The following is a 22937-nucleotide window of genomic DNA, read 5'->3' as shown; positions in this document are numbered from 1 at the left end:
GCCGCCGCGCAAGATTCACGGCCCCTTCACAAGGGCTGTGAATCCACCACAGGTCGGGACTTGGGTGTCGCGAGCGTGGTGGGCCGGCTGCGGCCCCGCAACGTGACGTCCTCCGTCGCCATCCACTGTGCGGCCTCGTCTTCGGCCGCCGACTCGATCGCCGTCCACGAAGCGAGCAACCGGGCTTCGACGTTCTTCGCCAGTTCGGTCAGCCGGGCGGCTTCGTTGACCGGGTCGCCGATCACCGTGTACTCGAACCGGCGCGGGTCGCCGACGTTCCCGGCGACCACCTCACCCGTCGCCACGCCGATCCCGGCCGGGCATTCGGGCACCTCCGCCGCCAGCCTCCGCGAAATCGCCCGTCCGGCGGACAGCGCGAGGGTCGCGTGGTCCTCCAGCCGCACCGGTGCGCCGAAGATCGCCAGCGCGGCGTCACCGACGAACTTGTTGACCAGCCCGTGGTTGCGGTCGACCTCGTCGACCACCACCGCGAAGAACCGGTTGAGCAGGCCGACGACCTCTTCGGGCGGACGGCTCGCGGCCAGCGCGGTCGACCCGATCAGGTCGACGAACAACACCGACACCGTCCGCACCGTGCCGCCGAGTTCGGCGGACGTGCGCATCGCCTCGATCGCGACGTCCTCGCCGACATGCCTGCCGAACAGGTCGCGCAAACGTTCGCGTTCCGCGAGACCGGCGGCCATCCCGTTGAAGCCCGCTTGCAGCAGACCGAGTTCGGTGCCGTCGTAGACCGGGATCTCCACGGCGAAGTCACCGGCACGCACCCGGCCGAGCGCGTGCTGCACCGACCGGATCGGGTTCACCACGGCGCGGGCGGTGAACACGGTCACCAGCAGACCGAAGACCAGCACCACCAGGCCGAGCACGATGACCGAGATGGCGAGCTTCGTGGTCGACACGTCGCCGCGCGCCCACGCCAGCACCGCCGTGACCACCAGCCCGGCCACCGGCACGCCGGTGCCGAGGCACCAGAACAGCAGCATCCGCAGGTTGACCCCGCCGCTGAGCCGCCGCGCCGGCGAGGTGCCCGTCAGCGCCAAGGCTGCGTACGGCCGCAGGATGAACTCTCCCGCCAGATAGGCGATCGCGCAGACGACCACGCCCGCGAACGCGACGACGAGCAGTTCGGTGAGCACCACCCGCGGCTGCACCAGCGCGGCCAGCACGCCGAAGACCACGGTCGCGACGCCCCACAGCACCGCCTGGACCAGCGTCAGGCGCAACGGGACACGAAGACTCGCCGCGCGCTCCTCGTCGGTCGGCGTCCGGCCGTCGGCCGCCCAGCGCAACGTCCGCAACGCGCCGCGGGTGCCCCACAGCGCGCCCACGACCACGGCGGAGACCACGTAGACGGGGACCGCGATCGCGGTGACGCGGACGAGATCGCCGGACATGCCGGGAGCGGGCATGAGCAGGGCCGCCAGTCCGACCACGACCAGCGCGCCGATGACGTTGGTCGCGATCAGCGTCCCGGTGAGCAGCCCCTGGACGCGGCGCCGCAACACGGCCGAGTCCTGATCGAGCGGACCGAGCAGCCAGGAGCCGAACGGTCCTTGCCCTCGGCCCCGGACAGTGGAGTCGTTGTCTGGTCGCACCCGTGTCCCACCCGTTCACCCCGGTTTGAGTGAACGACTGTACACCGAAGCGGACACTGTCGTCAGCGGACGGTGCCGGAGCCGATCAGTGTCGTCGCGTCGAGTTCTGTCACGCCTTCGGCGCGCAGGGAATCGAGGTAGCGCTCATGCACCTGCTCGACGGCGCCGGGTTCGAGGTCGGCGAGAAGACCACGGAACCCGGAGCCGATGACGACCAGCCAGGCGACCTCCGGTGTCATGGTCAGCCGCAGCTCGTTGACCACGACGTCCACATCGGACAGATTCCGCTCGGAAAGCCATGCGGCATAAGTGTCGGTCTGATCGACGCGGTCGATCAAACCCGGTTTCCGTTCCGGTGGCGGAGCGGACTCGGTCACCTCGGCCACCGCGCGGCCGAGGTGACGGCCCGCCGCCACCATGGATCCGCCGCGCCAGATGGTGAACACGGCCCGGCCGCCGGACCGGGCCCGGGAGATCAGCCGCTCGGTGCCGTCCGTCATGTCGGGAAAGAAGAAGATGCCGAGCGCGGACTGCACGACGTCGTAGTCGCCCGTGTCCCACGCCGTCGCGTCGGCTTCGTGCACGCGCAGCTGCGGCAGATCCGCCGAACGGCGGCGCAACTCGCCGATCATCGGGCCGGAGAGGTCGATCGCGTCCACCACGCCGCCGGCCCCGACAGCACGCGCCGCGGGAATCGCCGAGGCCCCGGTGCCGCAGCAGGCGTCGAGGACACGGTCACCTTCACCGAGTCCGGCGGCCGCGACCGTGGCCGCGCCGATCGGCTCCCACAGATGGCGGCCCAGCGCGGTGAAATCGGCGGCCGCGGCGTCGAAGGCGCGCCGGGTTCCCACTTCGCGAGAAGACATGCCGTGACGATATCCGGTTCGCGCCCCGTGCGAACCCGCCTGCGACGGACGGCGGCAGCAGGAACCTCCATCCAGTGGGCGAATCGCGCACTGGACCGGCCCTAGCGTGGTCGGTATGAGGAGAACCTTGCTCGGACTGCTCGGCGCGGCCGCCGTCATGGGCGCGATCGCCACCCCTGCTTCCGCGAGTCCGCTCGAGACCAGGGAATTCGTCGGCCACGGGTCGAGCGACTTCGGCCTCGCGCTGTTCTACGCGCGCCACGACGCCAGGACCCAGGCGGAGCGGGCCGGGTTCACCGACTGCGAGGAGTACTTCAAGCTGGTCATCTCGCCCTACGACGCGACGGTCTTCTGGCGCTGCACCCGCTGATCCGGCTCCACCACGCGGGAAAGCTCGGCGGTGCCGTCGAAAAGAGCCCGCGAGCGGGCCGTGATCCCGGCGTCCCGGGCGGAGAGCGCGGCCGCGACGTCCTCCAGCCGCCGGGATCGCCGCAGCTCCGGCATCAGGGCCCGAAGGGGCGCGACGCGGTACCCGGCCAACCGCAGCTGCTGCACGATCCGCGCGTCCCGCACCTGGGACGGCGTGTACCGCCGCGTCCCCCGCTCGTCGCGGCCGGGGACGACGAGCCGTTCCGCGTCCCAGTGACGCAACGTCGAAGGACGCACGCCGAGCGCCGACGCCAGTTCGGAGACGCTCATCGAGTCCGAGCCGCGGACGTCTGCGATCGGTTCGCGGGAGATCACCCGGACGGCTTCCCTGGCCTCCTTGAGGTCCGCGCGTTCGGCGTCGAGCCCGGCGTGGGCGGCGTCGAGGAGCGCGAGGACGTCGGGGAGCGAATCCCGATGCAGAGCGCGGACGATCTTCTTCGCCTCGACCGGCCCCACTCCGGCGGCGAGCGCGCGATACGCCAGCGCGGACCGGAGATGAATCTCCTCGTAGCTCCGGTAGCCCGAGGCCGTCCGCGTCGCCGCCGGGAGCACGCCGTCACGTTCGAGATTCCGCACCTGCTGCACGGAGCAGCCCGCCAGGCGAGCGATCTCCGCTGTGCGCAGTGATTTGAGACTTGACACCTTCACCCCGTCGAAAACGTACCCGAACCCTCCATAAGCACTTTAATGCGACGCTTGAACACATGAACATCGACGACATCATCGGCTTCGTTTCGGACCTCGACGGCGTCCTGACCCTCACGCCGGGACCGGGCGACGAGTGGCCGGAGCTCAGCTGGGGCGACGCGTTCTTCTACTACTCCCCCGACGGCGTCGTCCCGGCGAACGTCCAGCCCTTCGCGACGGTCGTGACCAAGAACTACCCCGGCGACGAGGCCTCACGGCTGGACCGGCCGGGCACGTTCCGCGTGAACATCCACGCGGGCAAGGAGGACTTCACCCGCCTGCTCGGCCGCGCTCCCCGCGACGCGGCCGAAACCGACATCGACCCCGCCGTCGAAGACACTGCGATCGCCCATCCGGTGTACGGGACGGCGGGCTGGCTGGCGGTGGTGAACCCGGCGTCGAAGACCGAAGCGGTCATCCGCGAACTGCTCGGCACGGCCTACCGGCTGGCCCGCGCGCGGTACGAACGGCGCGCGGATTCCTCGCGCGGTTAGCGGACCGAATATCGTGGGGCGGTGGGCCGAAACCTTCAAACCCGCGAGCGGCTCAGGCCGGTCGACCTGGCACGTGAGCACGGCCTGTCCACGCAGGCCGTCCGCAATTACGAGGCGGACGGCATCCTTCCCGCCGCCGAACGCGGTCCGCACGGCTATCGCACCTACACGCCCCGGCACGCCCAGGCCCTGCGGGCGTTCTTGGCCCTCGTACCCGGGCACGGTCATGCGACGGCGGCGTCGATCATGGAGGCGGTCAACCGGGACGCGGTCGAGGAAGCGCTCAGGCTCGTCGACGAGAGCCACGCGCAGCTGCTGGAGGATCGCCGCACCCTCCAGGCCGTCGCGGACGCGCTCCGCGATCTCGAACCCGTGCCGCACGAGCGGGGCGAGATGTTCGTCGGTCCGCTGGCCAGGAAACTCGGCGTCCGGCCCGCCACGCTGCGCGAATGGGAACGTGCGGGCCTGCTCCGGCCCGAACGCGACCCGCGGACCGGCTACCGCGTCTACAGCGCGGCCGACGTGCGCGACGCCAAGCTGGCCCGTCAGCTCCGGCGGGGCGGCTACCTCCTGGAGCGGATAGCGCCGCTGATCGACCAGGTCCGCTCGGCCGGAGGTGTCGTGCCGCTCGAGTCGACACTGAGCGACTGGCACTCGCGGCTCTCGGCGAGGGGCCGGGCCCTGCTCTCCGGCGCAGCCGCGCTGAACACCTACCTCGACTGCTGACACTTTTCGGACAATGACACTTCCGCGCGATTGAATACACGGCTATTCACGCTTTTGCCTACGAAAGTAGGACCGTGATCGCGGAACCTACTTTCGGCGCTACGGCGAGGAAGACGGGCGCTCGTACTGTGCGTGACGTCGAGATGAACCGCCCGGTCCCTGCCTTTTAGAACATATTCCGGCGGTTCGTCGTCCCCTCCTTATCGAAGGAAATTCGCATGCGAATTCGCGGACCCGTCATGCTCACCCTGCTGAGCGTCTGCGCCGGAATCGGCGCTTTCGCCGTCCCGGCGACCGCCGCACCGGTCACCGCCTACGACCAGACGATGCTGGAGACCCTCGCCGCCCAGCTGCGCGTCAGCCCGCTTCAGGCCGCGCAGAAGCTGGACCACGAGAAGAACCTGATCGCCTCGCTCGAGAGCATCAGAACACGCGGTCTCCACACCGAAGGCGCGTACTTCGACGACGCCGGCGCCCTTGTGGTGAACGCCGCCGACGCCGGATCCGCCGAGGCGCTCCGCTCTGCCGGGCTGACCCCGCGCACCGGCGCCCGTGGCGAGAACGCGCTGAACGCCTTGTCCGCCACCGTCGGCAAGGTGATCGGCAAGGACGTCGGCCAGGTGCAGGCGTGGGGTCCGGAACTCGCGGCCGACAAGGTCGTCGTCACCGTGCAGCCGGGTGCCGACAGCGCGCTCGTCCGCCGCCTCACGGCGCTGCCCGGCGTGGCGGTCCAGACCGGTGTCGCCAACGGCAACACCACGCAGGCCGACGTCATCGCCGGCCAGATCATGGACCTCGTCCCCGGCACCAACTGCTCGCTCGGCTTCCCCGGCACCACGAGCAACGGCAACAACGTGCTGCTCACCGCCGGGCACTGCGTCGAAGGCAACCCGGACATCCTGAACCGCAACGGCGTCCACATCGGACGGGGCGTCGCCACCCAGTTCCCGTCGGCCGACATGGGCCTGATGGACATCGACGCCGAGGACACCGGCCGCGGCTACGTGGACACCCGCAAGGGCACCACGGTGCGGATCACCGGCAGCTCGAAGGCGCCGGTCGGCACCACGCTGTGCAAGGCGGGCAACACCACCGGCTGGACCTGCGGCAAGATCACCGCCTACAACCAGACCGTCCGTTACAGCGGCGAAAGCGTCGCCACCTCCGGGCTGGCGAAGTCGACCGTCTGCACCGAGGGCGGCGACAGCGGCGGCGCCTACATCGCGGGCAACACCGCGCAGGGCATGACCTCCGGCGGCCCCGCCGACGGGCACGACTGCGGCTACAACCAGGGTGCCAACGCCACCGGTTCGTACTCGTACTACCAGCCGGTCGTGGACGCGGCGAACAAGTACGGGGTCACGCTGACCCGTTCCTGACGAAGAACGCCCGATGGCGGGGAGCGCCTGCTCCCCGCCATCGGGCGTTGTCACGCGTTCAGGATCTGCTCCCGCAGGATGTCCGCGTGGCCGCCGTGCTGGGCGAGTTCACGCAGCATGTGCAGGTACACCCACCGCAGCGGAAGCGGACCACGCCGGTTCCCAAGGAGCAGGTCGTCCAGATCGAGGGCCGCAGCCGCCTTGCGCGACGCCTCGCAGGCTTCGCGATACGCCTGCCGCACGGTGGCGATCGTGTCCTCCTCGTCGAGGACGAACGATTCGTCAGGGGTGGCGGGGAGGCCGATCTCGGTCCGCGGGCGGCAGGTGACGGCTTCGTCGAACCACACCTTTTCCACGAAGGTCGCGTGCTTCACGAGACCGAGCAGAGTCGTGCGGGAGGGAACGAGCGACCGGCGCGCCTGCTCCTCGGTCACCCCCTCCAGGCAGTCGTCGAGCACCCGGCGATGCTCGTCGAGGAACACCTCGAACTGTTCGCGGAGAGGATGGTTGAGGACGTCCAACGAAGGCATCGGTGAAGAGGACACGGGCGAAGCATCCCACCAGCCACAGCCGCGCGTGAAGGCCCCCTTCCCTCGGCTCAACCGAGGAAACTCGACCTTCACACCCCTCCCCGCCGCATAGCCGCTGGTCAGTCTCGCCCGTGGTGAGTCGAGCTGGACATCTTCGGCGACCCGGAGCGGCAGCTGACCGGGATGAGCCCGAACCCTGTATGTCCACAAAGGACGCTATCCGACAGTCGGATTTCCATTTGGTGTATGTATGTACGGATTTCGACAGGGCGGTTCCATTGAGGGGCAAGGCAAAGGTGACAGGCCACGAAACCCCCGCGACCCGACACCTTTGCCTTACCCCTCCCTACTTCAGGAACTTGACCAGTTCGGCGCTCACGAACTCCGGATTCTCCTCGGCGAGCCAATGTCCCGCCCGCGGCACGTCGACCGCGCGGGCCAGGTTCGTGACACGGGGCGCCAGGGTGGCCTTCTGCGGTTCGAGCAGTCCTTCGGCGGTCATCAGCAGGGTGGGCGTGGTGATGGGTTTCGCGACGGTGTTCGCGGTCGCGTCCTGGCCGAGCGTGCGATACAGCTCGAAGCCGCCGTGCAGGACCTCCGGCCGGGTGTAGGTGCGGGCGTACTCGTCGATCTCGGCGTCGTCGAAGGGCGACGGCGCCCCGGGACCGCCGAACGCGGTCCCCGAGTAGGCGACCTGGGGATAGAACAGGGACAGGTACTCGCGCACGTCGTCGCCGACGACGGCTTCGGGAACCGTCTTCTGCGAGTGGAAGGCAATGTGCCAGCTCAGGTTCCGGTAGGCCGTCGCGTCGAGCGCGGGACCCGGCAACGGCAGGTCGAGGTACGCGAGCTTGGTGAGGTCGCCGGGGAACTGCGCGGCGTACTGGAACGCCACCGCGGCGCCGAGGTCGTGGCCGACGATCCGGGCGTCGCGCAGGCCCAGCCGTCCGGCGACGAGACCGTGGACGTAGCGGGCCAAGGTGGCCTTGTCGTAACCGGGCGGCGCGCCGGCGCTGTCGCCGAGACCGGGCAGGTCGAGGGCGTACACCGTGAAGTGCTCGGCCAGCGCGGGCATGACACGGTGCCAGCCGTACCAGGTCTGCGGCCAGCCGTGCAGCAGGACGAGCGGGGCTCCCTTGCCGCCGGTGACGTAGTGCATCTTCACCCCGTCGACGTCGGCGAACTCGTGGCGGAACTGCTGCGCGAAAGCCGCGTCGCCGCGGGTGATGTTCTCGTGGGGCGGAGCGGCGGCCGAGGGCGAACCACACGCGGTCAACAGGACGAGGGCCACGACGAACGCGGCGGCTCGGTGAAGCATGGAAGTCTCCGTTTCAGCGCCCGGTGGCGCCGTCGATCAGTTCGCGCAGGATGTCGGCGTGTCCCGCGTGCCGTGCGGTTTCCTCGATCAGATGGGTCAGCGTCCAGCGCCGCGATCCCCGGCGTGGCCCCGCCGCGGCGAGGTCGTCCCATGACGCGATTTCGGCGTTCGCCTCGGCGATGGTTTCCCGGTAGGCGGCGAGAATCGACGCCGCCGTGTCGTCCGGGCCCGGACGGAACGTCGCCTTCCAATCGGCGACGCGGTGGCCGAGCAGCCAATGCCGTTCCACTTGGGTCAGGTGGTTGACCAGGCCCAGCAGGTTCGTCCCCGACGGCACGCCGGGAGCACGGGCTTGGTCTTCCGGTACTCCTTCGGCCTTCGCCGCGACCGCGGAACGCAAGTAGTCGAGGAACCCGGCGAGCACGTCCTTCTCGCCAGGACCCGTCGAAGGCGGCCCGGCGTCGCGTTTGCGGCTCACCGCCCGGCCCTCCGGAGGATGAGGACGTGGTCGATGACGGTCGCGGTCCGGCCTTCCGGGCCGGTGGCCTGGCGTTCTGTCGCCTCCGCGCGGTCGATCGACCATTCCGCCTGGTCGAGATCCAGTTCGGCCGCCACGTCACCCGGAGTGGGGTACTCGGCGTCCTGGTCCCACGACCAGGGCGCGGCGGAGCCGTGATCGACGACGACCAGCCGCCCGCCGGGATTCACCGAGTCCGCGGCGGTGCGCAGGACACGGGCACGATCGAGTGCGAAAGGGGTGTGGAAGTACTGCGCGGACACCAGGTCGAAGGTGCCGTCGGGGAAGTCTTCGGCGAGATCGACGCGGAGCGCCGTGATCGGCCCGCCGCGTTCCCGGAGCGCGCGCACGGCCGCTCCGGAGATGTCGACCGCGGTCACCCGCCAGCCTCGGGCGGCCAGCCACAACGCGTCGCCCCCGCCCCCGCAGCCCAGGTCGAGCACGGTGCCCGGGCTCAGCGGTCCGGCGATCTCGGCCAGCCTCGCGTTCACCTTCGGCGTTCCGGCGGCACGCCGTTCGTGGAGTTCGTCCCAGAATTCCGTCGCGTTCATGACCACACCTTCGCCTCAGCGCAGCCGAACTGGCACGAAAACTTGCCGACCTGGCAAGATCGACGGCATGGCGGACGAGACGGACGAAGTACTGGACTCGGTGGGTCCCCGGTTGCGCGCCCTGCGCAAACACCGTGGCCTGACTCTGGCCGAACTGTCGGTGGCGACCGGAATCTCGGAAAGCACGTTGTCACGGCTGGAAAGCGGCGGACGACGGCCGACCCTGGAACTGCTGCTCCCGCTGGCCCGCGTGCACGGTGTGCCGCTCGACGACCTGGTCGGCGCTCCCCGTACCGGCGATCCGCGCATCCATTTGCGGCCGATCCACCGCCACGGCATGACGTTCCTGCCGCTCACCCGGCGCGCCGGCGGCGTGCAGGCGTTCAAGATGCTCATCCCCAGCCGCGACGAACCGGCGGAACCCAGCCCGAAGACGCACGGCGGCTACGAATGGGTGTATGTCCTCAATGGACGGTTGCGGCTGGTGGTCGGCGACCGTGACCTGGTGCTGCCGCCCGGCGAGGCCGCCGAGTTCGACACCGCGCTGCCGCATTGGCTCGGCTCGGCCGACGGTCACGCCGTCGAAACCCTCGTCCTGTTCGGACCGCAGGGCGAGCGCGCCCACGTCCGGCCACGCTAGAGCCAGTCGTGCTCTCGGGCGTACCTGGCCGCCTGGTGCCGGGTCTGCGTCTGGGTCTTCTGCATGGCGTTCGAGAGATAGTTCCGCACCGTGCCCTGCGCGAGGTGGAGCCGGGCGGCGATCTCGGCGACGGAATAGCCTTCGCCGGTCACCCGCAGCACCTCCAGTTCCCGCTCGGTCAGCGGGCAGTCGTCGACGACGGCGAGCGCGGAGACGTCCGGGTCGATCCAGCGTTTGCCCTGGTGCAGGGCGGCGATGACGAAGGTGATGTGCGAGGGATCGGCCGCTTTGCTGACGAAGCCCTGCACCCCGAGTTTGAGTGCTTTGCGGAGCACGCCGGGTTTCGCGTGCCGGGTCAGCATGAGGATGACCTGGTTCGGCCGGGTGCGGCGGATCTCCGCGACCGCGCCGAGGCCGTCCACGCCGGGCATTTCGAGGTCGATGACGAGGACGTCGGGCTCGTGCCGCAGGGTGGCCTCGACGGCCTGCTCGCCGTTCTCCGCTTCGGCCAGGACGGTGATCTCGCCTTCGAGCGGGAGCAACGCGGCCATCGCCTTGCGCAGCAGGGCTTCGTCGTCGGCGAGCACCACCGTGGTCATGTTTCCTCCCGGGCCGGGAAGGACGCGGCCGTCACGAACTGCCCGTCTTCCTGTTCCACCGTCAGTTCGCCGCCGTCCGCGGCGACGCGTTGCCGGAGCGCGGCGAGCCCCCGGAGTTCGGGCAGTGGCCCTCGCTGGGCGCCGTCGTTGACGATACCGATGCTCCATTCCGACAGGGTGATCCGCACTCGGGTCGCCTGCGCGTGGCGGAGGATATTGGTCGTGGTCTCCCGCAGTACCTGGCCGAGCAGCCTTCCGGCCTCCGGATCGACGTCCGCCTCCCGGTTGACGCGCACGCGGATCCCCGCGGCCTCGAAGAGGTTCCTCGCGTTCTCCAGTTCGGCGGACAGGTTGAGCCATCGCTGGGCATAGGCGAGTTCCTTCGTCTGGGTGATCGTGTCGGCCACGAGCGCGTGAATCTCCCCCAGTTCCTGTTTGGCCCGTTCGGCGTCGATGTCCACCAGCTTCCTGGCGAGCGCGGTCTTCAGCTTCACCACGTGCAGCGTGTGCCCCTGGATGTCGTGCAGATCGCCGGCGAACCGGACACGTTCGCGGATCACGGCCAATTCCGCCTCCCGCTCGCGCGACTCCTCGAGTTCCTTCACGACGTCGTAGAACCGCTTGTTGGGGAACATGAGGCCGAGCACGACGGCGGTGATCGCGGCCGGGACGAAGACGAAACTGACCAGCTCACCGGCGACGTCCTCGTGGGAGACCAGGAGCCGCATGGCGCCCACTCCCGCGATGTACACGATGAGCGCGACACCCGCCGCGACCCGATGGCGGGGAAGCTGGGGGACGACGAGCGAGCCCACGAGGAAGACGCCGAAGAACGCCGAACTGCCGCCGGCCACCAGCACCGAGAACGGCCACACGGCCGCCGTGACGACCAGGCACGGGATCGCGACCCGCAGGACCTCCCCCGCCGCCCACCGCACGAAGGCGACCATGGCCGCCAGCACGCCCGCCCCGAGGACGACCGCCTGCCACCAGGTCCGCGCGTCCGACGCCACCACGACCGCCCCGCCGACGGCGAGCAGCGGGAAGAACATGGTGAGGTTGAGCCTGCGCAGCTTTCCCTGCGCCGGCTCGGTGTCCACATCAGACATGGGACCAGTATCGGCCCTCCGCGACGGCGGGCACCAGTGACACCACGTCATGGGTCGGTGGTGACGTGACGGCACTGCCCTGGCCGCGCCTCAGCGGGTGAGATCCGGGTATGACACCAGTGATCGACGTTGAGCGGCTGAACCTGAAATACGGCGACTTCCACGCCGTGAAGGATCTGTCCTTCCAGGTCCGGCGAGGCGAATTCTATGCCTTGCTGGGCACGAACGGGGCGGGGAAGACCTCGACCCTCGAAACCCTGGAAGGACACCGGACACCGACCTCCGGCACGGTCCGGGTGCTGGGCAAGAGCCCGCGTGACCGCGCCGCCGTCCGCCCCGAGATGGGGATCATGTTGCAGGAGAGCGGTTTCTCCCCGGATCTGACGGTCAAGGAGTCGGTCCGCCTGATCGGGACGCTGACCCGGCGCACGGACCGGCTCGAACGGGTACTCGGCATCGTGGACCTGACCCGCAAGGCCGACACGAAAGTGTCGCAGCTTTCCGGTGGCGAGAAGCGGCGGCTCGACTTCGCGACCGCGGTGTACGGCTCGCCGCGGCTGGTGTTCCTGGACGAGCCGACGACCGGTTTGGACATCCAATCGCGGGACGCGCTGTGGGACGCCGTCGACAAACTGCGCGAGGACGGTTCGACGATCGTGCTCACCACGCATTACCTGGAAGAGGCGCAGCAGCGCGCGGACCGCATCGGGCTGATGCACCGCGGGACCTTCCACCAGGAGGGCACGGTCTCCGAACTGACGCGGACGCTGCCCGCCGTGATCCGGTTCTCGCTGCCGCCGTCGGCCCCGGCGCTGCCTCTGCAAGGCAGGCGTGAGACCGACGGGAAGTTCGTCATCGAGACCCACGGCCTGCAGAAGGACCTGCACGTCCTGTTGCGGTGGGCGCAGGACCACGCGATCGACCTGCAGGACCTCGAAGCGGGACCGACCCGGCTCGACGACGTGTTCCGCGCCATCGACAACGACTAGCCGACCCTCCACAAAGGACTAGAATGATGCTTTCGATAGCCCGTGGCGAGCTGATCCAGATCTTCCGGAACCGCTCTGTCCTGATCACCAGCTTCGTGATGCCCGTCGCCGTCTCCGCGTTCTTCATCCACCAGCACGAAACCTTCGCCAAGATCGGCAGTCTCGGATACATCGCGGCGATCGTGATGTTCACCGTCTGCGCTTTCGGTCTCTACGCCAGCTCGGTGACCACGCTCGCCTCGCGACGGCAGAATCTCTTCCTCAAACGGTTGCGCTCCACCGCGGCCGGTGACGGCTCCATCCTGGTCGGGCTGGTGCTGCCGGTCACCGTGATCGCGCTCGTCCAGGTGGCCGTGATCATGACCGTGCTGGGCGTGGTCACCGGAAGGCCCGCGAACATCGCCCTGCTGGTGGTGGCGGTGCTCGCCACCGTCGCCATGATGATCGGCCTCGGCCTGGCCACCGCGGGCCTGACCAACTCCCCCGAGCACGCCCAGGTCACCACCCTGCCGGTCAGTCTCGGCGTCCTCGGCGTGGCGACCTGGGTCGGCATCTCCGGCACCGACGAGCTGCCCCTGCTCAAGCGGCTGCTGCCCGGGGGCTCGGCCACCGAACTCGCCGTCAACGCCTGGAACGGCGGCGTCGCGGTCGCCGATTCGCTGCTCCTGCTCGCCCCGACACTGGCCTGGGTCGTCGTCGCCGTCGTCCTGGCTTCGAAGCTCTTCCGCTGGGAGCCGCGCCGATGAGCATGCGCAAAGCCCTGCCTCTCGTACTCGCGGCCGCCTTGGTGACCGCGGCGACCCCCGCCGTCGCGTCCGCGGCTCCCCCGCCGAAATGGGGGCCGTGCCCGGAAGAAGCGTCGGGTCTCGGACTGGAGTGCGGCACCATCGAGGTACCGCTGGACTACCGCGACCCCGGTGGGAAGACCATCGAGATCGCGATCTCGCGGCTCGCGAGCACCAAGCCGGAAAAGCGCCGCGGCGTGCTGCTGACCAACACCGGCGGCCCCGGCGGTGAAGGCCTGGCCTATCCGGCCACCCTCAAGAAGCTCGACATCCCGCAGGAGGTGCTCGACAGCTACGACGTGATCGGGATGGACCCGCGAGGCGTCCACAACAGCACACCGGTGACCTGCGGGCTGTCGCTCGCGGAGCATCCGACCAACATCCCGAGGTACGCGCGCGACTCAGCCGACGTGACGACCGAGGCCCAGCGGGTCGCCGCCGTCGCCGCGAAATGCGGTTCCTCGGCCACCGCGCCGCTCCTGCCGTACATGACCACCGCCAACACCGCCCGTGACCTGGACCGGGTCCGCGAGGCGCTCGGCGAGCGGAAGGTGAACTACTTCGGCATCTCGTACGGCACCTACCTCGGTTCGGTGTACACCACGTTGTTCCCGGAGCGCAGCGACCGGTTCCTGATCGACAGCGCGACCGGACCCGGCGGCTGGGACGCCTCCTTCTCGCGATTGTTCGGACAGGGTGTCGAAGACCGCTTCCCCGACTTCGCGAAGTTCGCCGCCTCGAAACCCGAATACGGCTTGGGCCGGACGCCGGCACAGGTGACGGCGAAGTACTTCGAACTCGCCGCGCGGCTGGACAGGACGCCGAGCCCGGACGGCTACAACGGCCAGGTGTTCCGCCACATCACCTTCGCCGATCTCTACTACGACAAGAGCTTGCCGCATCTGGCCGAGACCTGGCGCGCGCTCGACACCGGGAAACCCGTACCGCCCGCCACCTCCGGGCAGTCGTCCACCGGCACGGCTTACCCGGCGGACAACTACATCGCGAGCCAGCTGCACGTGATCTGCAACGACTCCGACTGGCCGGAGGACGTCGGGACGTACCGGCGCGACGTCGCGATCGACCGGTTCCGCCATCCGCTGTTCGGTGCGGCGGCCGCGAACATCACGCCGTGCGCGTTCTGGCCGTCGGAGCCGATCGAACCGCCGGTGAAGATCACCGGCCGCGGCCCGTCGAACGTGCTGATCGTGCAGAACCTCCGCGACCCGGCCACGCCGCTGGCGGGAGCGCGGAAACTGCGTGAGGCCTTCGGCGACCGCGCCAGGATGGTCACCGTCGACCAGGGCGGGCATCTGGCGTACCTGTTCAAGGACAACGAGTGCGCCAACGACCTCGCGACGGACTTCCTGGTCACCGGCGCGCGGCCACGGCACGATCTCGCCTGCGGGAGTCAGCGGCAGGTCCGGTCCGCGGGGAGCGCTCCGCTCAGCAAGTAGTCCCGCACCGCCGTGTCGACGCACGCGTCGCCCTTCAGGAACACCGAGTGGCGGTACACGCCTTCCACCGTCACCAGGCGCGATCCGGCGAGCGCCCTGCGCATGGCGAGTTGCCCCGCGTAGGGCGTCGCGGGGTCGCCGGTCGAGCCGAGGAGCAAGGCCGGTGAACTGTTGCGGATCCGGGTGGCGGGTTCGACGGGAGCCACGGGCCAGAACGCGCAGGGCGTGATGTTGCGGGCCAGCGGGCCGAACAGCGGCTCGGCGGCCCGATGCGCCTGGATGTCCCGGTAGTACGTCGCCGGGTCGCGGGAAGCCGCGCGATCCGCGCAGACGACCGGCGTCCCGGCCCGGTCGGTGGCGGCGCCGGATCCGGTCGTCAGGCCGTCGAGGAGCGCGTTCAACGCGGCCGAAGGCGTGACGGGAAGACCCGCCGCCGCATCGCGGAGTGTCCGCACGGTGGTGGCGAACTCGGCCTGCGACGCGGGCCGGTCGTCATAGAGGCCCGCGAAGAACAGATACGGCACCATATGACCGTCCACTGTGTACTTCCCAACCTTGAACGGCCGCCGCTCCGCCGCCCTGGCGATGTCCCGCAAGGTCTGCTCGCCCAGTCCTTGTCCCGCGGCGGACTTCGCCCAGTTCCTCGACGCCGCGTCGAGCGCCGGGGCGGTCGGGCGGAGCAGACCCGGCCCGAACACCTCGGGATCGACCGACGAATCGAGCACGAACCGATCGGCCCGCGCGCCGAACATCTGGAGGTACACCGCGCCGAGGTAGGTCCCATAGGAGGCGCCGATGTAGGAGATCTTCCGTTCGCCGAGCGCGGCACGCACGACGTCCATGTCCCGGGCGGTGTTCCGGGTGGAGGCGGCCCGCAGAAGCTCGTGATCATTGCCAGAACACCCGCGCGCCAACTCTTTCGCGAAAGCGACACTCTCGCCGAACGACCTGACGTCCGGCCCGGCCGAACGCGTGAACGTATCGGTGTTCCAAGCACACCGCAGAGGCGAACTACGCCCGACGAACCGGGGATCCATGCCGACGAGGTCGTACTCCGCCGCGATCTCCGGCATCGACGCCCCGGCCAGCACCAACTCCATCGCCGGACCACCCGGCCCGCCCGGATTGAGCAGCACCGCGCCGCGGCGGCGCGCGGGATCGGTGGCCTTGATCCGTGCCAGCGCGACGGTGATCTCCCGGCCCCGCGGCCGCCGGTAGTCGACCGGCACGACGACGTCGCCACATTGCGCACCGGCCTTGTCCAGTTCGGCGCCGAGGCTGTCGCCAGGACCGGTCGTGCAGCCGTGCCAGGTGATCGACGGCGTTGACGCGGTGGCGGGCGTCGCCGGTGTCAGGGCGGCGGCCAGGACGAGGGCCGCCACGATGGCTGTTTTCTTGGGCAACCCGGGCTCCTTGCTGTCGAGTTCGTGGGTTTCAGGCTAGGAGCGGGACCCGTGTGCGGACGTCCGTCTGGAGTCGGATGCGTCTAGCCCGCTGGGGGGTTCTTCGGGGGATCGCTACGCGTCGTTCTCTGGCTGGGGGGACTGTGTGGATTTTGGTGCGTTGGATGACCCGAGATCCACACAGTCGTGCTGTGACCGGTCCGGTCGGGGCCTTCTGCCGGCTCCTGGCCGTCGTTCCGTGAAGGACTCCTTGAGGGACTCTGGGTCTCTCAAGGGGGCCTTCACGGAACGGGAAATCTCGGTGGCACCGGCGGAGCGCGTGAAGGGGTCCTTTCCTCGGCTCAGCCGAGGGAAGGACCCCTTCATGTACTTCAAGTCCGCTGGGCATGGCGAGGGGCCCGTCGCCGGTGTGGCTGGCGGGCGGGCTCCTCGGGTCACACGTGGTGGAGGGTGTTGCGCCGGGGTTTTCGGAGCGGATCTCGGTACTGGGGCGGGATGAACTCCGGCAACCCATCGGCCGCCATCCGGACTTCCCAATCACCGTGATGGATCAGCCGGTGATGAAAACCGCACAGCAACACCAGATTCCGAAGATCCGTAGAACCTCCATCAGCCCAGTGACGAATATGGTGGGCGTGGCAGTTCTTCGGCCGCCGATGACACCCAGGGAACGCACAACCGCCATCCCGGATGTTCAACGCACGCCGCTGGCCGGGAGTGACGAACCGTCGCAGCCGCCCCACATCGAGGGGTTCACCGGCCGCACTCATGACAACCGGCAGCATCAGGCAGTCGCAGGCCGCGAGGCGTGCCTCGCGAGCGGTCATCGCCCCGACGAAGTCCAAGCAGGCGGTCCCGAGACCGGACTTCAACTCGTCGAGTCCGATAGTGACATGCAGCAGAGTCCGATAGCCGCTGGTCCCGGGCTGGTCCGGGCACGCGATCGCCAAGTCCAGGATGTCGACCCACGCATCACCCATCCGTTCGCACTTCATCCGCAGATCCACCTGGCCGAACTCGTCCACCGGCCGCGGTTGCGCATACGCCTCCAAAGCCGCAGCGGTGCGAGCACCCGTCTCGTCATCGAGAAGACCAGTCAGCTTCCAGAACCCGTCCTTACGGCGCTCCAGCGTGATCTCCCGGCGCGGCTCAGTAGGTTCGGGATCCTTCGGCTCGTTGCCGTCCGGATCCAGCCAGGCCAGGAGGTTCACTTCGGCGTCCGCGAGCTGGCGGGGTCCGGCGTCGCGGGCGAGGTCGGCGAGGATCTTCTCGGCACTGGCCCGGTCCTCGGTGGAAGTGTCGGCCGGGAGCTTCTTCAGGATCTCCAGGATCTGACCGATTCGCTCATCCCCGACCAACCCCTCCTCCGCCACCGCAGCAGTAGCCGGTGCGGCAGCAGGAACCTCAGTGCCATCCAAAGCACGAGTGGGGTTCAGGGCGACGGCCCGGTTCACCACCGCACGCGCCTCACCGACCGATAGTCCCGCGATATCGGCGAACCAGTTGGCTGTACGACCATAGCCGTACAGGTCTTTGACACCACGAGACTCGATCTCCGCCAAGAATCGCCCCAGACCGGCGGTGGCCATCCGAATCACCTGCAAAGACTGTTGCACGCCATGGGCAAGCTCCAGCTTGCCGGCGCGCCACAGTTCCTGCGGCAACTCGGGAAGGAAAGTCTCGGACACCCCTCAATAATACCGCAAAGCAATCGAACAGGCGTTCGTAATTTTAAGCGACAATGAAATCGAACGAACAACACTGAAGGGTGATGGCGCCGAGAAAACAAACTCGCGTTGCGTGGTCACGCAAGACCGACCACCAAAGACCGCCAAAAGACCAACGCCCCGGACCGGAACACCCACGTTCCGGCCCGGGGCGACCCCCAGTCGACCTCTCAGCGGTCGCGTTCCTTCGCGAACAAGGACTTCGACCACACGTACCCGACGACCGAAAGCAGCACGCACCACCCGACCGCGAGCCAGCCGCTGCTGCCGATCGGGGTGCCGAGCAGCAGGCCGCGGATGGTCTCGATGACCGGCGTGAACGGCTGATAGTCGGCGAACCAGCGCAGCCAGGCGGGCATGGAGTCGGTGGGCACGAAACCGCTGCCGAGGAAGGGAAGCAGCATGAAGATCATGGGCGTGTTGCTGGCCGTCTCCACGCTCTTGGCCGCCAGGCCGAGCGCGACCGACAGCCAGGTGAGCGCGATGGTCAGCAGCAACAGCATGCCGACGGCGGCGAACCATTCGCCGACGCCCGCGGTCGGCGAGAAGCCGATGAGCAGTGTGACACCGAAGACCACGGCGAGGGCGAACGCCGTCTGGATGAGTGCGCCGACGACGTGGCCGGTCAGGACCGACGCTTTGCTGATCGCCATCGTGCGGAACCGGGCGATGATGCCCTCGGTCATGTCCGTCGCCACCGAGATGGCGGTGCCGAGGGCGGCGCTGCACACGGTGACGAGCAGGATGGCGGGCGTGACGTAGCCGACGTATTCGGCTCTGCCGCCTCCGCCGCCGCCGAGACCGTTCCCGAGGGTGCCGCCGAAGACGTAGACGAACAGCAGCAGGAACACGATCGGCTGCCCGATCAGCATGATGGTGAGCGACGGATAGCGTCGCATATGCCGGATGTTGCGCCGCAGCATGGTCGCCGAGTCGCGCATCGAGAGGGACAGGGCGGTCATCGGGCCATCTCCTTGGTCGCTTCGGTCCGGTGACCGGTGAGGCTGAGGAACACGTCGTCGAGGTCGGGGGTGTGCACGGTGAGGCTGTCGACGGAGACCGCTTCGGCGTCGAGCCGGTCCAGCACGGCGCGAAGGGCGGTGACGGAGCCGTCGGTCGGCACGCGGAGCACCAGGGCTTCTTCGTCCGAAGTGGACACTTGAAGTACGCGGGTCGCGTCGCGCAGCGAGACGGCGTCGGGGAATTTCAGCTGCATGTGCCCGCCGGGCACGCGACGCTTCAGTTCATCGGGGGTGCCCAGTGCCACGATCCGGCCGCCGTCGAGCACGGCGACGCGGTCGGCGAGCTGGTCGGCCTCCTCGAGGTATTGCGTGGTGAGGAAGATCGTCACGCCGCTGTCGACGAGGTCCCGGATGATCTGCCACATCGTGCGGCGGCTGCGCGGGTCGAGGCCGGTGGTCGGCTCGTCGAGGAAGATGACCTTGGGGTCACCGATCAACGTCATCGCCAGATCGAGTTTCCGGCGCATGCCACCGGAGAAGGTGGCCGGCGTCTTCTTCGCGGCGTCGGTCAGCTCGAACCGTTCCAGGAGTTCGGCGGCGCGTTTGCGTCCCTCGCGGCGGGGCAGATGGTGCAGATCCGCCATGAGGAACAGGTTTTCCTCACCGGTGAGGAGGTTGTCGACCGCGGAGAACTGGCCGGTGAGGCCGATGACGGAGCGGACCCCGTCCGGATCGGTGGCCAGGTCGGCTCCGGCGATGGTCGCGGCGCCGCCGTCCGGACCGACCAAAGTGGACAGGATGTTGACGGTGGTGGTCTTGCCCGCGCCGTTGGGGCCGAGCAGGGAGAAGACGGTGCCGGTCGGGACGTGCAGGTCGATGCCGTCCAGGACGACCTTGTCGCCGTAGGACTTGCGCAGTCCGGTCGCGGAAATGGCCGGGTGTCTCATGTGGATTCCCCTGAGGTGTAAGGACCGGTTGGTCAGGAACGGTGCACGATGATGTCGCCGACAGCGGTGCCGGCGTGGATTTCGACCTTGTCGGTCGCGTCGCCGGGCGCGGTGGCGGCGGTCATGTCGTTGAGGACCCGGCCGAAGTTGGTGTTCACGTCGAGCCAGGCCGCACTGCCCTCGCGGATGCCGATCTCGATGTCCCCCAACGACGTTCCGAGCGTGAGCGTCCCCCTGGCGGCGTCGAGCACGCGGACCGAACCGTTGGCGGTCTTGGCTTCGACGCCGCGTTCGGCGCTCTCCACGGTGATGTCGCCGTTGGCCGAACGGAGGCGGATCGAGTCACCGGCGGCGCCGATCGTGGTGGACCCGTTGGAGTTCTTGACCACCGCGGTGCCCGTGATCCCGCCGACGTGCACGCGACCGGAGCTCGTGCTGATGTCGGCGTTGCCGTCGACGCGCTCGACGACGATGTTCCCGGACGCGGAGTGCAGTTTCAGCTCACCCGTGTGGTCGAGCTGGATGTGCCCGGTTCCGGATTTGTAGCGGCAGGTACCGAGCGGCCCGGTCGCGGTCAGGTCGCCGAGGCCGGTGCTCCCCTGAACCCGGGAGCCGGCGGGCAGTTCGATGGTGACGTCGATCGACCTCGTCCGGTTGCTGAAGTCGAGCAGGCGCATCTTCGGCGCGCGGACCGTCAGGGTGCCGCCGGAGAATTCGACGACGGTCCGCTTCGCGGCGTCGACGTCGGAGGCGTTGTTCTCGTCGAGCGGGGCGACTTCGACGACCGTTTCGGTGCGGTCGCCGGCGACGATGCGGACGTTGCCGACGACCGGCTCGAGGTCCGCGAGAATGGGTTCCGGGGTGGCGAAAGTAGGCATGGTTGTCCCCTCAGAGGTGGCGTGATCGATGTTTGTGCTGGTGAGCGGGGTCTAGCTGACCCAGCCCGTGTAACGCTGTGTGCCCCGGTGACCGCCGCTCACCGGAGCGGGCGGGGTGGCCCGTTCCGACGGCTGGAGCGCGGCGGACGCGGCCCGCACGAGCCACGCGTTGACCGAACGGCCTTGTGCGGCGGCGGCTTCCTCGACGCGTGCCTTGAGGTGCTCCGGAAGCCGGAAGTTGATCCGGGCGGTGGCTCCTTCTTCGTCCGGCAGCGGCGGCTGCGGAGGCGCCGGGGCTTCCGGCGCCGCGGCCGCGATCGGCCCGTCCTGCTCGGCCGCGGGAAGCGTGACGGCGAAGCTGGCTTCCCCGGCGCGCAGCCGCACTTCGACCGAACCGGGCGCGAGGTCACGGGTGATCTCGTCCGACGCCGCGGACAACGCGTCCAGCAGCGCCAGCCGGATGGCCGACGCGAGCGGCGCGGTCAGGCGTTCGGCGAGCGCGCTCGCCTCCGCTCCCCCCGCCTCGGCGGCGACGGCGAGCTCCCGGCGAACGGTGTCCACAAAGGGCGTCAAATCCATGATGCCATCATGGCACCACGATGGCGCCATGGCAAGTGCCAGATGGCGCCATCTTGCGCCAAAGTGGCGTTTACGCAGGTCGGAGGGATAATTCTTGAGTCGGCGGTCATGGTCACGGCAAGGGGATGCCCATTCGGCCATTCTCAGCTGGCGCGGGAAGCACGACGCGGCCGATTGCGTTGCCGCGGTCGGCGCAGCGGGCGAGAATCGCCGCGAGCCGCGCGGGAAAAGGGAGCGACCCGCCATCAGGTGTGGGGGTCACCGAGGCGGGCCGCCACCCGGTTTCCACCGTACAAGAGGTGTGCTCGCTCATGCGGGCAACGCTTTCTGTACCGGCGGACCTTGACAATTCGAAGATCCACAGTGGACAGCGGGCCGTCCGCGACAGAAGAGGAACACATGCGAGCAGTTCGGGTGAGCGTCTGCGCCCTGGACCCCATCACGAAGGCCGGAATGGCCGACCTCCTCGACACCCGCGCGTCCGTGGCGGTGGTCGACGGCCGGGCACGGGACGAAACCGATGTCGTCGTCGCGGCTTTCGACCGGCTTTCGGCCGACGCGGTCGCCGCGTTGCGCGAGGTCGCCGTCGAACTCGGCAAGCCGATCGTGCTGGTGACCGACCTGATCGAGGAAGGCGGGCTCGCGGCCGCGGTGGCGTGCCGGGTGGTCGCCATCCTGCCGAGGTCGGCGATGACCGATTCCCGGGTGGCCGACAGCGTCCGTGTCGCCGCGTCGGGCACCGTGACCCCGCCGTCGGCTCTGCTCGGCAGGCTGACCGAACACGCCGAGCGGCTCCACCGGGAGCTGCTCGCGCCGAGCGGGCCCGCCGGATCGGCGCTCTCGTCGCGGGAGATCGACGTCCTCCGGCTGATGGCCGACGGATTCGACACCCAGGAAATCGCCACCGAACTGTCCTATTCGGAACGAACGGTGAAGAACGTCATCTACGCGGTCACCGACCGGCTGCGCCTGCGGAACCGGTCGCACGCGGTGGCGTACGCGATCCGCGAAGGGGTGATCTGAAGCCGTTCGTCAGATGAGGCCTTCGCGGAGCGCGTACGCCACGACGTGGGTGCGGTTGCGCAAACCGAACCGGCTGAGCAGGCCGTGCAGGATGTTCTTCACGGTGCGGTCGGAGTAGGCCACGCGCCGGGCGATCTCACCGGTGTCGAACCCGTCCGCGAGCAGCCGGAGCACTTCGGTCTCGCGCGGCGAAAGGCCACTGAGGGTGAGCTCACGCGGCTGGAGAACTTCCTTGTGCAGCCGCGAAATCCCCCGCAGCAGGCTGCCGAGCTGATCGGCGGGCAGATCGCCCCGGCCGGCGTGGGCGTCGGCGACCGCGCGCAGCAGCCGTCCCGGCGTCGCCTCGGAGCGCGCGACGACCACGGCGAGCCCGCGTTCCACCGCGGCCCACAGTTCGGCCTGATTGGGCCGATCGGCCACCAGCACCAGCCGGGTGGATCCGGCGGGGATCCGGCGCGGCTCGTCCCCCGCGACCGCGACGAGGACGTCGGCCTGCGCCGGGTCGTCCCGCAACGTGATGCCGGGGCCGTCCCCGAGCGCGCTGCGCAGGCCCGCGCGGACGAGCGGGTCGTCGGCGTGCACGGCGACCAGGATCTCCCGGCGCCCTTCGGTCCGGGCGACCGGGCGGACGGGCGTCGTCATGATCGTCGACATGGGTTCCAGGTAACCGGCCGCGGCGAAGCCGGGACAAGCGGAAGCAGGGGGCAGCTTTTCGACGGCGGAAGC

At 69.1% G+C, this 22937-nt stretch carries 25 protein-coding genes; 9 read left to right on the top strand and 16 right to left on the bottom strand.

What is annotated here, in order from left to right; genetic code table 11:
• Positions 1–26: 26 nt before the first annotated feature.
• Positions 27–1616 (bottom strand): adenylate/guanylate cyclase domain-containing protein, encoded by a 1590-nt coding sequence (locus DL991_RS28680; protein ID WP_125787461.1) that lies wholly within the window; start codon positions 1614–1616, stop codon positions 27–29.
• A 62-nt stretch (positions 1617–1678) separates the two neighbouring features.
• The gene (locus DL991_RS28675) at positions 1679–2482 is read right to left on the bottom strand and encodes a class I SAM-dependent methyltransferase (RefSeq protein ID WP_125787460.1); all 804 of its coding nucleotides are present in this window, start codon (positions 2480–2482) and stop codon (positions 1679–1681) included.
• 115 nt (positions 2483–2597) lie between these two features.
• Between DL991_RS28675 and DL991_RS28670 the strand changes: the two genes are divergently transcribed.
• The gene (locus DL991_RS28670) at positions 2598–2852 is read left to right on the top strand and encodes a hypothetical protein (protein WP_199754112.1); all 255 of its coding nucleotides are present in this window, start codon (positions 2598–2600) and stop codon (positions 2850–2852) included.
• Here DL991_RS28670 and DL991_RS28665 read toward each other — a convergent pair.
• The gene (locus tag DL991_RS28665; protein ID WP_233599047.1) at positions 2816–3553 is read right to left on the bottom strand and encodes a MerR family transcriptional regulator; all 738 of its coding nucleotides are present in this window, start codon (positions 3551–3553) and stop codon (positions 2816–2818) included. The genes DL991_RS28670 and DL991_RS28665 overlap by 37 nt on opposite strands.
• 62 nt (positions 3554–3615) lie before the next feature.
• Between DL991_RS28665 and DL991_RS28660 the strand changes: the two genes are divergently transcribed.
• The 3 genes from DL991_RS28660 to DL991_RS28650 all read left to right on the top strand — a co-directional run bounded on the left by DL991_RS28660 (position 3616) and on the right by DL991_RS28650 (position 6197).
• Positions 3616–4092 carry a DUF6194 family protein gene (locus tag DL991_RS28660; RefSeq protein ID WP_125787459.1) on the top strand — a complete coding sequence of 159 codons (477 nt, stop codon included), beginning with the start codon at positions 3616–3618 and terminating at the stop codon, positions 4090–4092.
• Between the two features lie 21 nt (positions 4093–4113).
• Positions 4114–4818 (top strand): TioE family transcriptional regulator, encoded by a 705-nt coding sequence (locus DL991_RS28655; RefSeq protein WP_125787458.1) that lies wholly within the window; start codon positions 4114–4116, stop codon positions 4816–4818.
• Positions 4819–5036: 218 nt separating this feature from the next.
• Entirely contained in the window at positions 5037–6197 is a 1161-nt protein-coding gene (locus DL991_RS28650; protein WP_125787457.1) for a S1 family peptidase, read from the top strand.
• 50 nt (positions 6198–6247) lie between these two features.
• Here DL991_RS28650 and DL991_RS28645 read toward each other — a convergent pair whose 3' ends face one another.
• The 4 genes from DL991_RS28645 to DL991_RS28630 form a co-directional block, all read right to left on the bottom strand.
• Complete coding sequence (locus DL991_RS28645; RefSeq protein WP_125787456.1) at positions 6248–6727, bottom strand: DinB family protein; 480 nt, start codon at positions 6725–6727, stop codon at positions 6248–6250.
• A 346-nt stretch (positions 6728–7073) separates the two neighbouring features.
• Entirely contained in the window at positions 7074–8045 is a 972-nt protein-coding gene (locus tag DL991_RS28640) for an alpha/beta fold hydrolase (RefSeq protein WP_125787455.1), read from the bottom strand.
• A gap of 13 nt (positions 8046–8058) precedes the next feature.
• Positions 8059–8523 carry a DinB family protein gene (locus DL991_RS28635; protein WP_125787454.1) on the bottom strand — a complete coding sequence of 155 codons (465 nt, stop codon included), beginning with the start codon at positions 8521–8523 and terminating at the stop codon, positions 8059–8061.
• Positions 8520–9113 (bottom strand): bifunctional 2-polyprenyl-6-hydroxyphenol methylase/3-demethylubiquinol 3-O-methyltransferase UbiG, encoded by a 594-nt coding sequence (locus DL991_RS28630; protein ID WP_125787453.1) that lies wholly within the window; start codon positions 9111–9113, stop codon positions 8520–8522. Before DL991_RS28630 ends, DL991_RS28635 begins: the two co-directional genes overlap by 4 nt.
• 67 nt (positions 9114–9180) lie before the next feature.
• Here DL991_RS28630 and DL991_RS28625 point away from each other — a divergent pair, with 67 nt between their 5' ends.
• A complete protein-coding gene (locus tag DL991_RS28625) occupies positions 9181–9753 on the top strand; it encodes a helix-turn-helix domain-containing protein (protein WP_125787452.1) in 573 nt (190 codons plus the stop codon).
• Here the strand turns inward: DL991_RS28625 and DL991_RS28620 are convergent.
• Together DL991_RS28620 and DL991_RS28615 are read right to left on the bottom strand one after the other, a co-directional pair.
• Positions 9750–10352: a response regulator transcription factor gene (locus DL991_RS28620; protein WP_125787451.1), complete on the bottom strand. Its 603-nt coding sequence runs from the start codon at positions 10350–10352 to the stop codon at positions 9750–9752. The genes DL991_RS28625 and DL991_RS28620 overlap by 4 nt on opposite strands.
• Positions 10349–11452 carry a sensor histidine kinase gene (locus DL991_RS28615; protein ID WP_125787550.1) on the bottom strand — a complete coding sequence of 368 codons (1104 nt, stop codon included), beginning with the start codon at positions 11450–11452 and terminating at the stop codon, positions 10349–10351. Before DL991_RS28615 ends, DL991_RS28620 begins: the two co-directional genes overlap by 4 nt.
• A gap of 119 nt (positions 11453–11571) precedes the next feature.
• Here DL991_RS28615 and DL991_RS28610 point away from each other — a divergent pair, with 119 nt between their 5' ends.
• From DL991_RS28610 to DL991_RS28600, 3 genes are read left to right on the top strand one after another with little or no spacing between them, the layout of a single operon-like run.
• Entirely contained in the window at positions 11572–12450 is an 879-nt protein-coding gene (locus DL991_RS28610) for an ABC transporter ATP-binding protein (RefSeq protein ID WP_199746587.1), read from the top strand.
• A 26-nt stretch (positions 12451–12476) separates the two neighbouring features.
• Positions 12477–13196 (top strand): ABC transporter permease, encoded by a 720-nt coding sequence (locus DL991_RS28605; RefSeq protein ID WP_125787548.1) that lies wholly within the window; start codon positions 12477–12479, stop codon positions 13194–13196.
• A gap of 2 nt (positions 13197–13198) precedes the next feature.
• The gene (locus DL991_RS28600; protein ID WP_125787546.1) at positions 13199–14692 is read left to right on the top strand and encodes an alpha/beta hydrolase; all 1494 of its coding nucleotides are present in this window, start codon (positions 13199–13201) and stop codon (positions 14690–14692) included.
• Here DL991_RS28600 and DL991_RS28595 read toward each other — a convergent pair.
• From DL991_RS28595 to DL991_RS28570, 6 genes are all read right to left on the bottom strand, one after another.
• Entirely contained in the window at positions 14647–16095 is a 1449-nt protein-coding gene (locus tag DL991_RS28595; RefSeq protein ID WP_233599046.1) for an alpha/beta hydrolase, read from the bottom strand. The genes DL991_RS28600 and DL991_RS28595 overlap by 46 nt on opposite strands.
• A 434-nt stretch (positions 16096–16529) precedes the next feature.
• A complete protein-coding gene (locus tag DL991_RS28590; protein WP_125787450.1) occupies positions 16530–17783 on the bottom strand; it encodes an HNH endonuclease signature motif containing protein in 1254 nt (417 codons plus the stop codon).
• 209 nt (positions 17784–17992) lie between these two features.
• Positions 17993–18784 carry an ABC transporter permease gene (locus DL991_RS28585; RefSeq protein WP_125787449.1) on the bottom strand — a complete coding sequence of 264 codons (792 nt, stop codon included), beginning with the start codon at positions 18782–18784 and terminating at the stop codon, positions 17993–17995.
• Positions 18781–19731, bottom strand: coding sequence for an ATP-binding cassette domain-containing protein (locus DL991_RS28580; protein ID WP_125787448.1), 951 nt, complete (start codon positions 19729–19731; stop codon positions 18781–18783). Before DL991_RS28580 ends, DL991_RS28585 begins: the two co-directional genes overlap by 4 nt.
• 32 nt (positions 19732–19763) lie before the next feature.
• Positions 19764–20609: a DUF4097 family beta strand repeat-containing protein gene (locus DL991_RS28575; protein WP_125787447.1), complete on the bottom strand. Its 846-nt coding sequence runs from the start codon at positions 20607–20609 to the stop codon at positions 19764–19766.
• 51 nt (positions 20610–20660) lie between these two features.
• The gene (locus tag DL991_RS28570) at positions 20661–21188 is read right to left on the bottom strand and encodes a toxin-antitoxin system HicB family antitoxin (RefSeq protein ID WP_233599045.1); all 528 of its coding nucleotides are present in this window, start codon (positions 21186–21188) and stop codon (positions 20661–20663) included.
• Positions 21189–21641: 453 nt separating this feature from the next.
• Between DL991_RS28570 and DL991_RS28565 the strand changes: the two genes are divergently transcribed.
• Positions 21642–22211 carry a LuxR C-terminal-related transcriptional regulator gene (locus DL991_RS28565; protein ID WP_125787544.1) on the top strand — a complete coding sequence of 190 codons (570 nt, stop codon included), beginning with the start codon at positions 21642–21644 and terminating at the stop codon, positions 22209–22211.
• 9 nt (positions 22212–22220) lie between these two features.
• On the opposite strand, the gene DL991_RS28560 is transcribed toward DL991_RS28565, so the two are convergent.
• Positions 22221–22865: a response regulator transcription factor gene (locus tag DL991_RS28560; protein WP_125787446.1), complete on the bottom strand. Its 645-nt coding sequence runs from the start codon at positions 22863–22865 to the stop codon at positions 22221–22223.
• Positions 22866–22937 lie beyond the last annotated feature (72 nt).

This window comes from Amycolatopsis sp. WAC 01375 (genome assembly GCF_003947325.1).
GTDB lineage: Bacteria > Actinomycetota > Actinomycetes > Mycobacteriales > Pseudonocardiaceae > Amycolatopsis.
The sequence above is the reverse complement of the archived record's forward strand: the minus strand, read 5'-3'. Positions and strand labels throughout refer to the sequence as shown.

Excerpts from the sequence above, each read along its gene's own strand:
- DL991_RS28605 (WP_125787548.1), top strand. The coding sequence starts at position 12,477 with ATGCTTTCGATAGCCCGTGGCGAGCTGATCCAGATCTTCCGGAACCGC.
- DL991_RS28660 (WP_125787459.1), top strand. The coding sequence starts at position 3,616 with ATGAACATCGACGACATCATCGGCTTCGTTTCGGACCTCGACGGCGTC.
- DL991_RS28610 (WP_199746587.1), top strand. The coding sequence starts at position 11,572 with ATGACACCAGTGATCGACGTTGAGCGGCTGAACCTGAAATACGGCGAC.
- DL991_RS28675 (WP_125787460.1), bottom strand. The coding sequence starts at position 2,482 with ATGTCTTCTCGCGAAGTGGGAACCCGGCGCGCCTTCGACGCCGCGGCC.
- DL991_RS28630 (WP_125787453.1), bottom strand. The coding sequence starts at position 9,113 with ATGAACGCGACGGAATTCTGGGACGAACTCCACGAACGGCGTGCCGCC.
- DL991_RS28620 (WP_125787451.1), bottom strand. The coding sequence starts at position 10,352 with ATGACCACGGTGGTGCTCGCCGACGACGAAGCCCTGCTGCGCAAGGCG.
- DL991_RS28565 (WP_125787544.1), top strand. The coding sequence starts at position 21,642 with ATGGCCGACCTCCTCGACACCCGCGCGTCCGTGGCGGTGGTCGACGGC.
- DL991_RS28625 (WP_125787452.1), top strand. The coding sequence starts at position 9,181 with ATGGCGGACGAGACGGACGAAGTACTGGACTCGGTGGGTCCCCGGTTG.
- DL991_RS28570 (WP_233599045.1), bottom strand. The coding sequence starts at position 21,188 with ATGGATTTGACGCCCTTTGTGGACACCGTTCGCCGGGAGCTCGCCGTC.
- DL991_RS28585 (WP_125787449.1), bottom strand. The coding sequence starts at position 18,784 with ATGACCGCCCTGTCCCTCTCGATGCGCGACTCGGCGACCATGCTGCGG.
- DL991_RS28580 (WP_125787448.1), bottom strand. The coding sequence starts at position 19,731 with ATGAGACACCCGGCCATTTCCGCGACCGGACTGCGCAAGTCCTACGGC.
- DL991_RS28650 (WP_125787457.1), top strand. The coding sequence starts at position 5,037 with ATGCGAATTCGCGGACCCGTCATGCTCACCCTGCTGAGCGTCTGCGCC.
- DL991_RS28670 (WP_199754112.1), top strand. The coding sequence starts at position 2,598 with ATGAGGAGAACCTTGCTCGGACTGCTCGGCGCGGCCGCCGTCATGGGC.
- DL991_RS28645 (WP_125787456.1), bottom strand. The coding sequence starts at position 6,727 with ATGCCTTCGTTGGACGTCCTCAACCATCCTCTCCGCGAACAGTTCGAG.
- DL991_RS28575 (WP_125787447.1), bottom strand. The coding sequence starts at position 20,609 with ATGCCTACTTTCGCCACCCCGGAACCCATTCTCGCGGACCTCGAGCCG.
- DL991_RS28640 (WP_125787455.1), bottom strand. The coding sequence starts at position 8,045 with ATGCTTCACCGAGCCGCCGCGTTCGTCGTGGCCCTCGTCCTGTTGACC.
- DL991_RS28560 (WP_125787446.1), bottom strand. The coding sequence starts at position 22,865 with ATGTCGACGATCATGACGACGCCCGTCCGCCCGGTCGCCCGGACCGAA.
- DL991_RS28600 (WP_125787546.1), top strand. The coding sequence starts at position 13,199 with ATGCGCAAAGCCCTGCCTCTCGTACTCGCGGCCGCCTTGGTGACCGCG.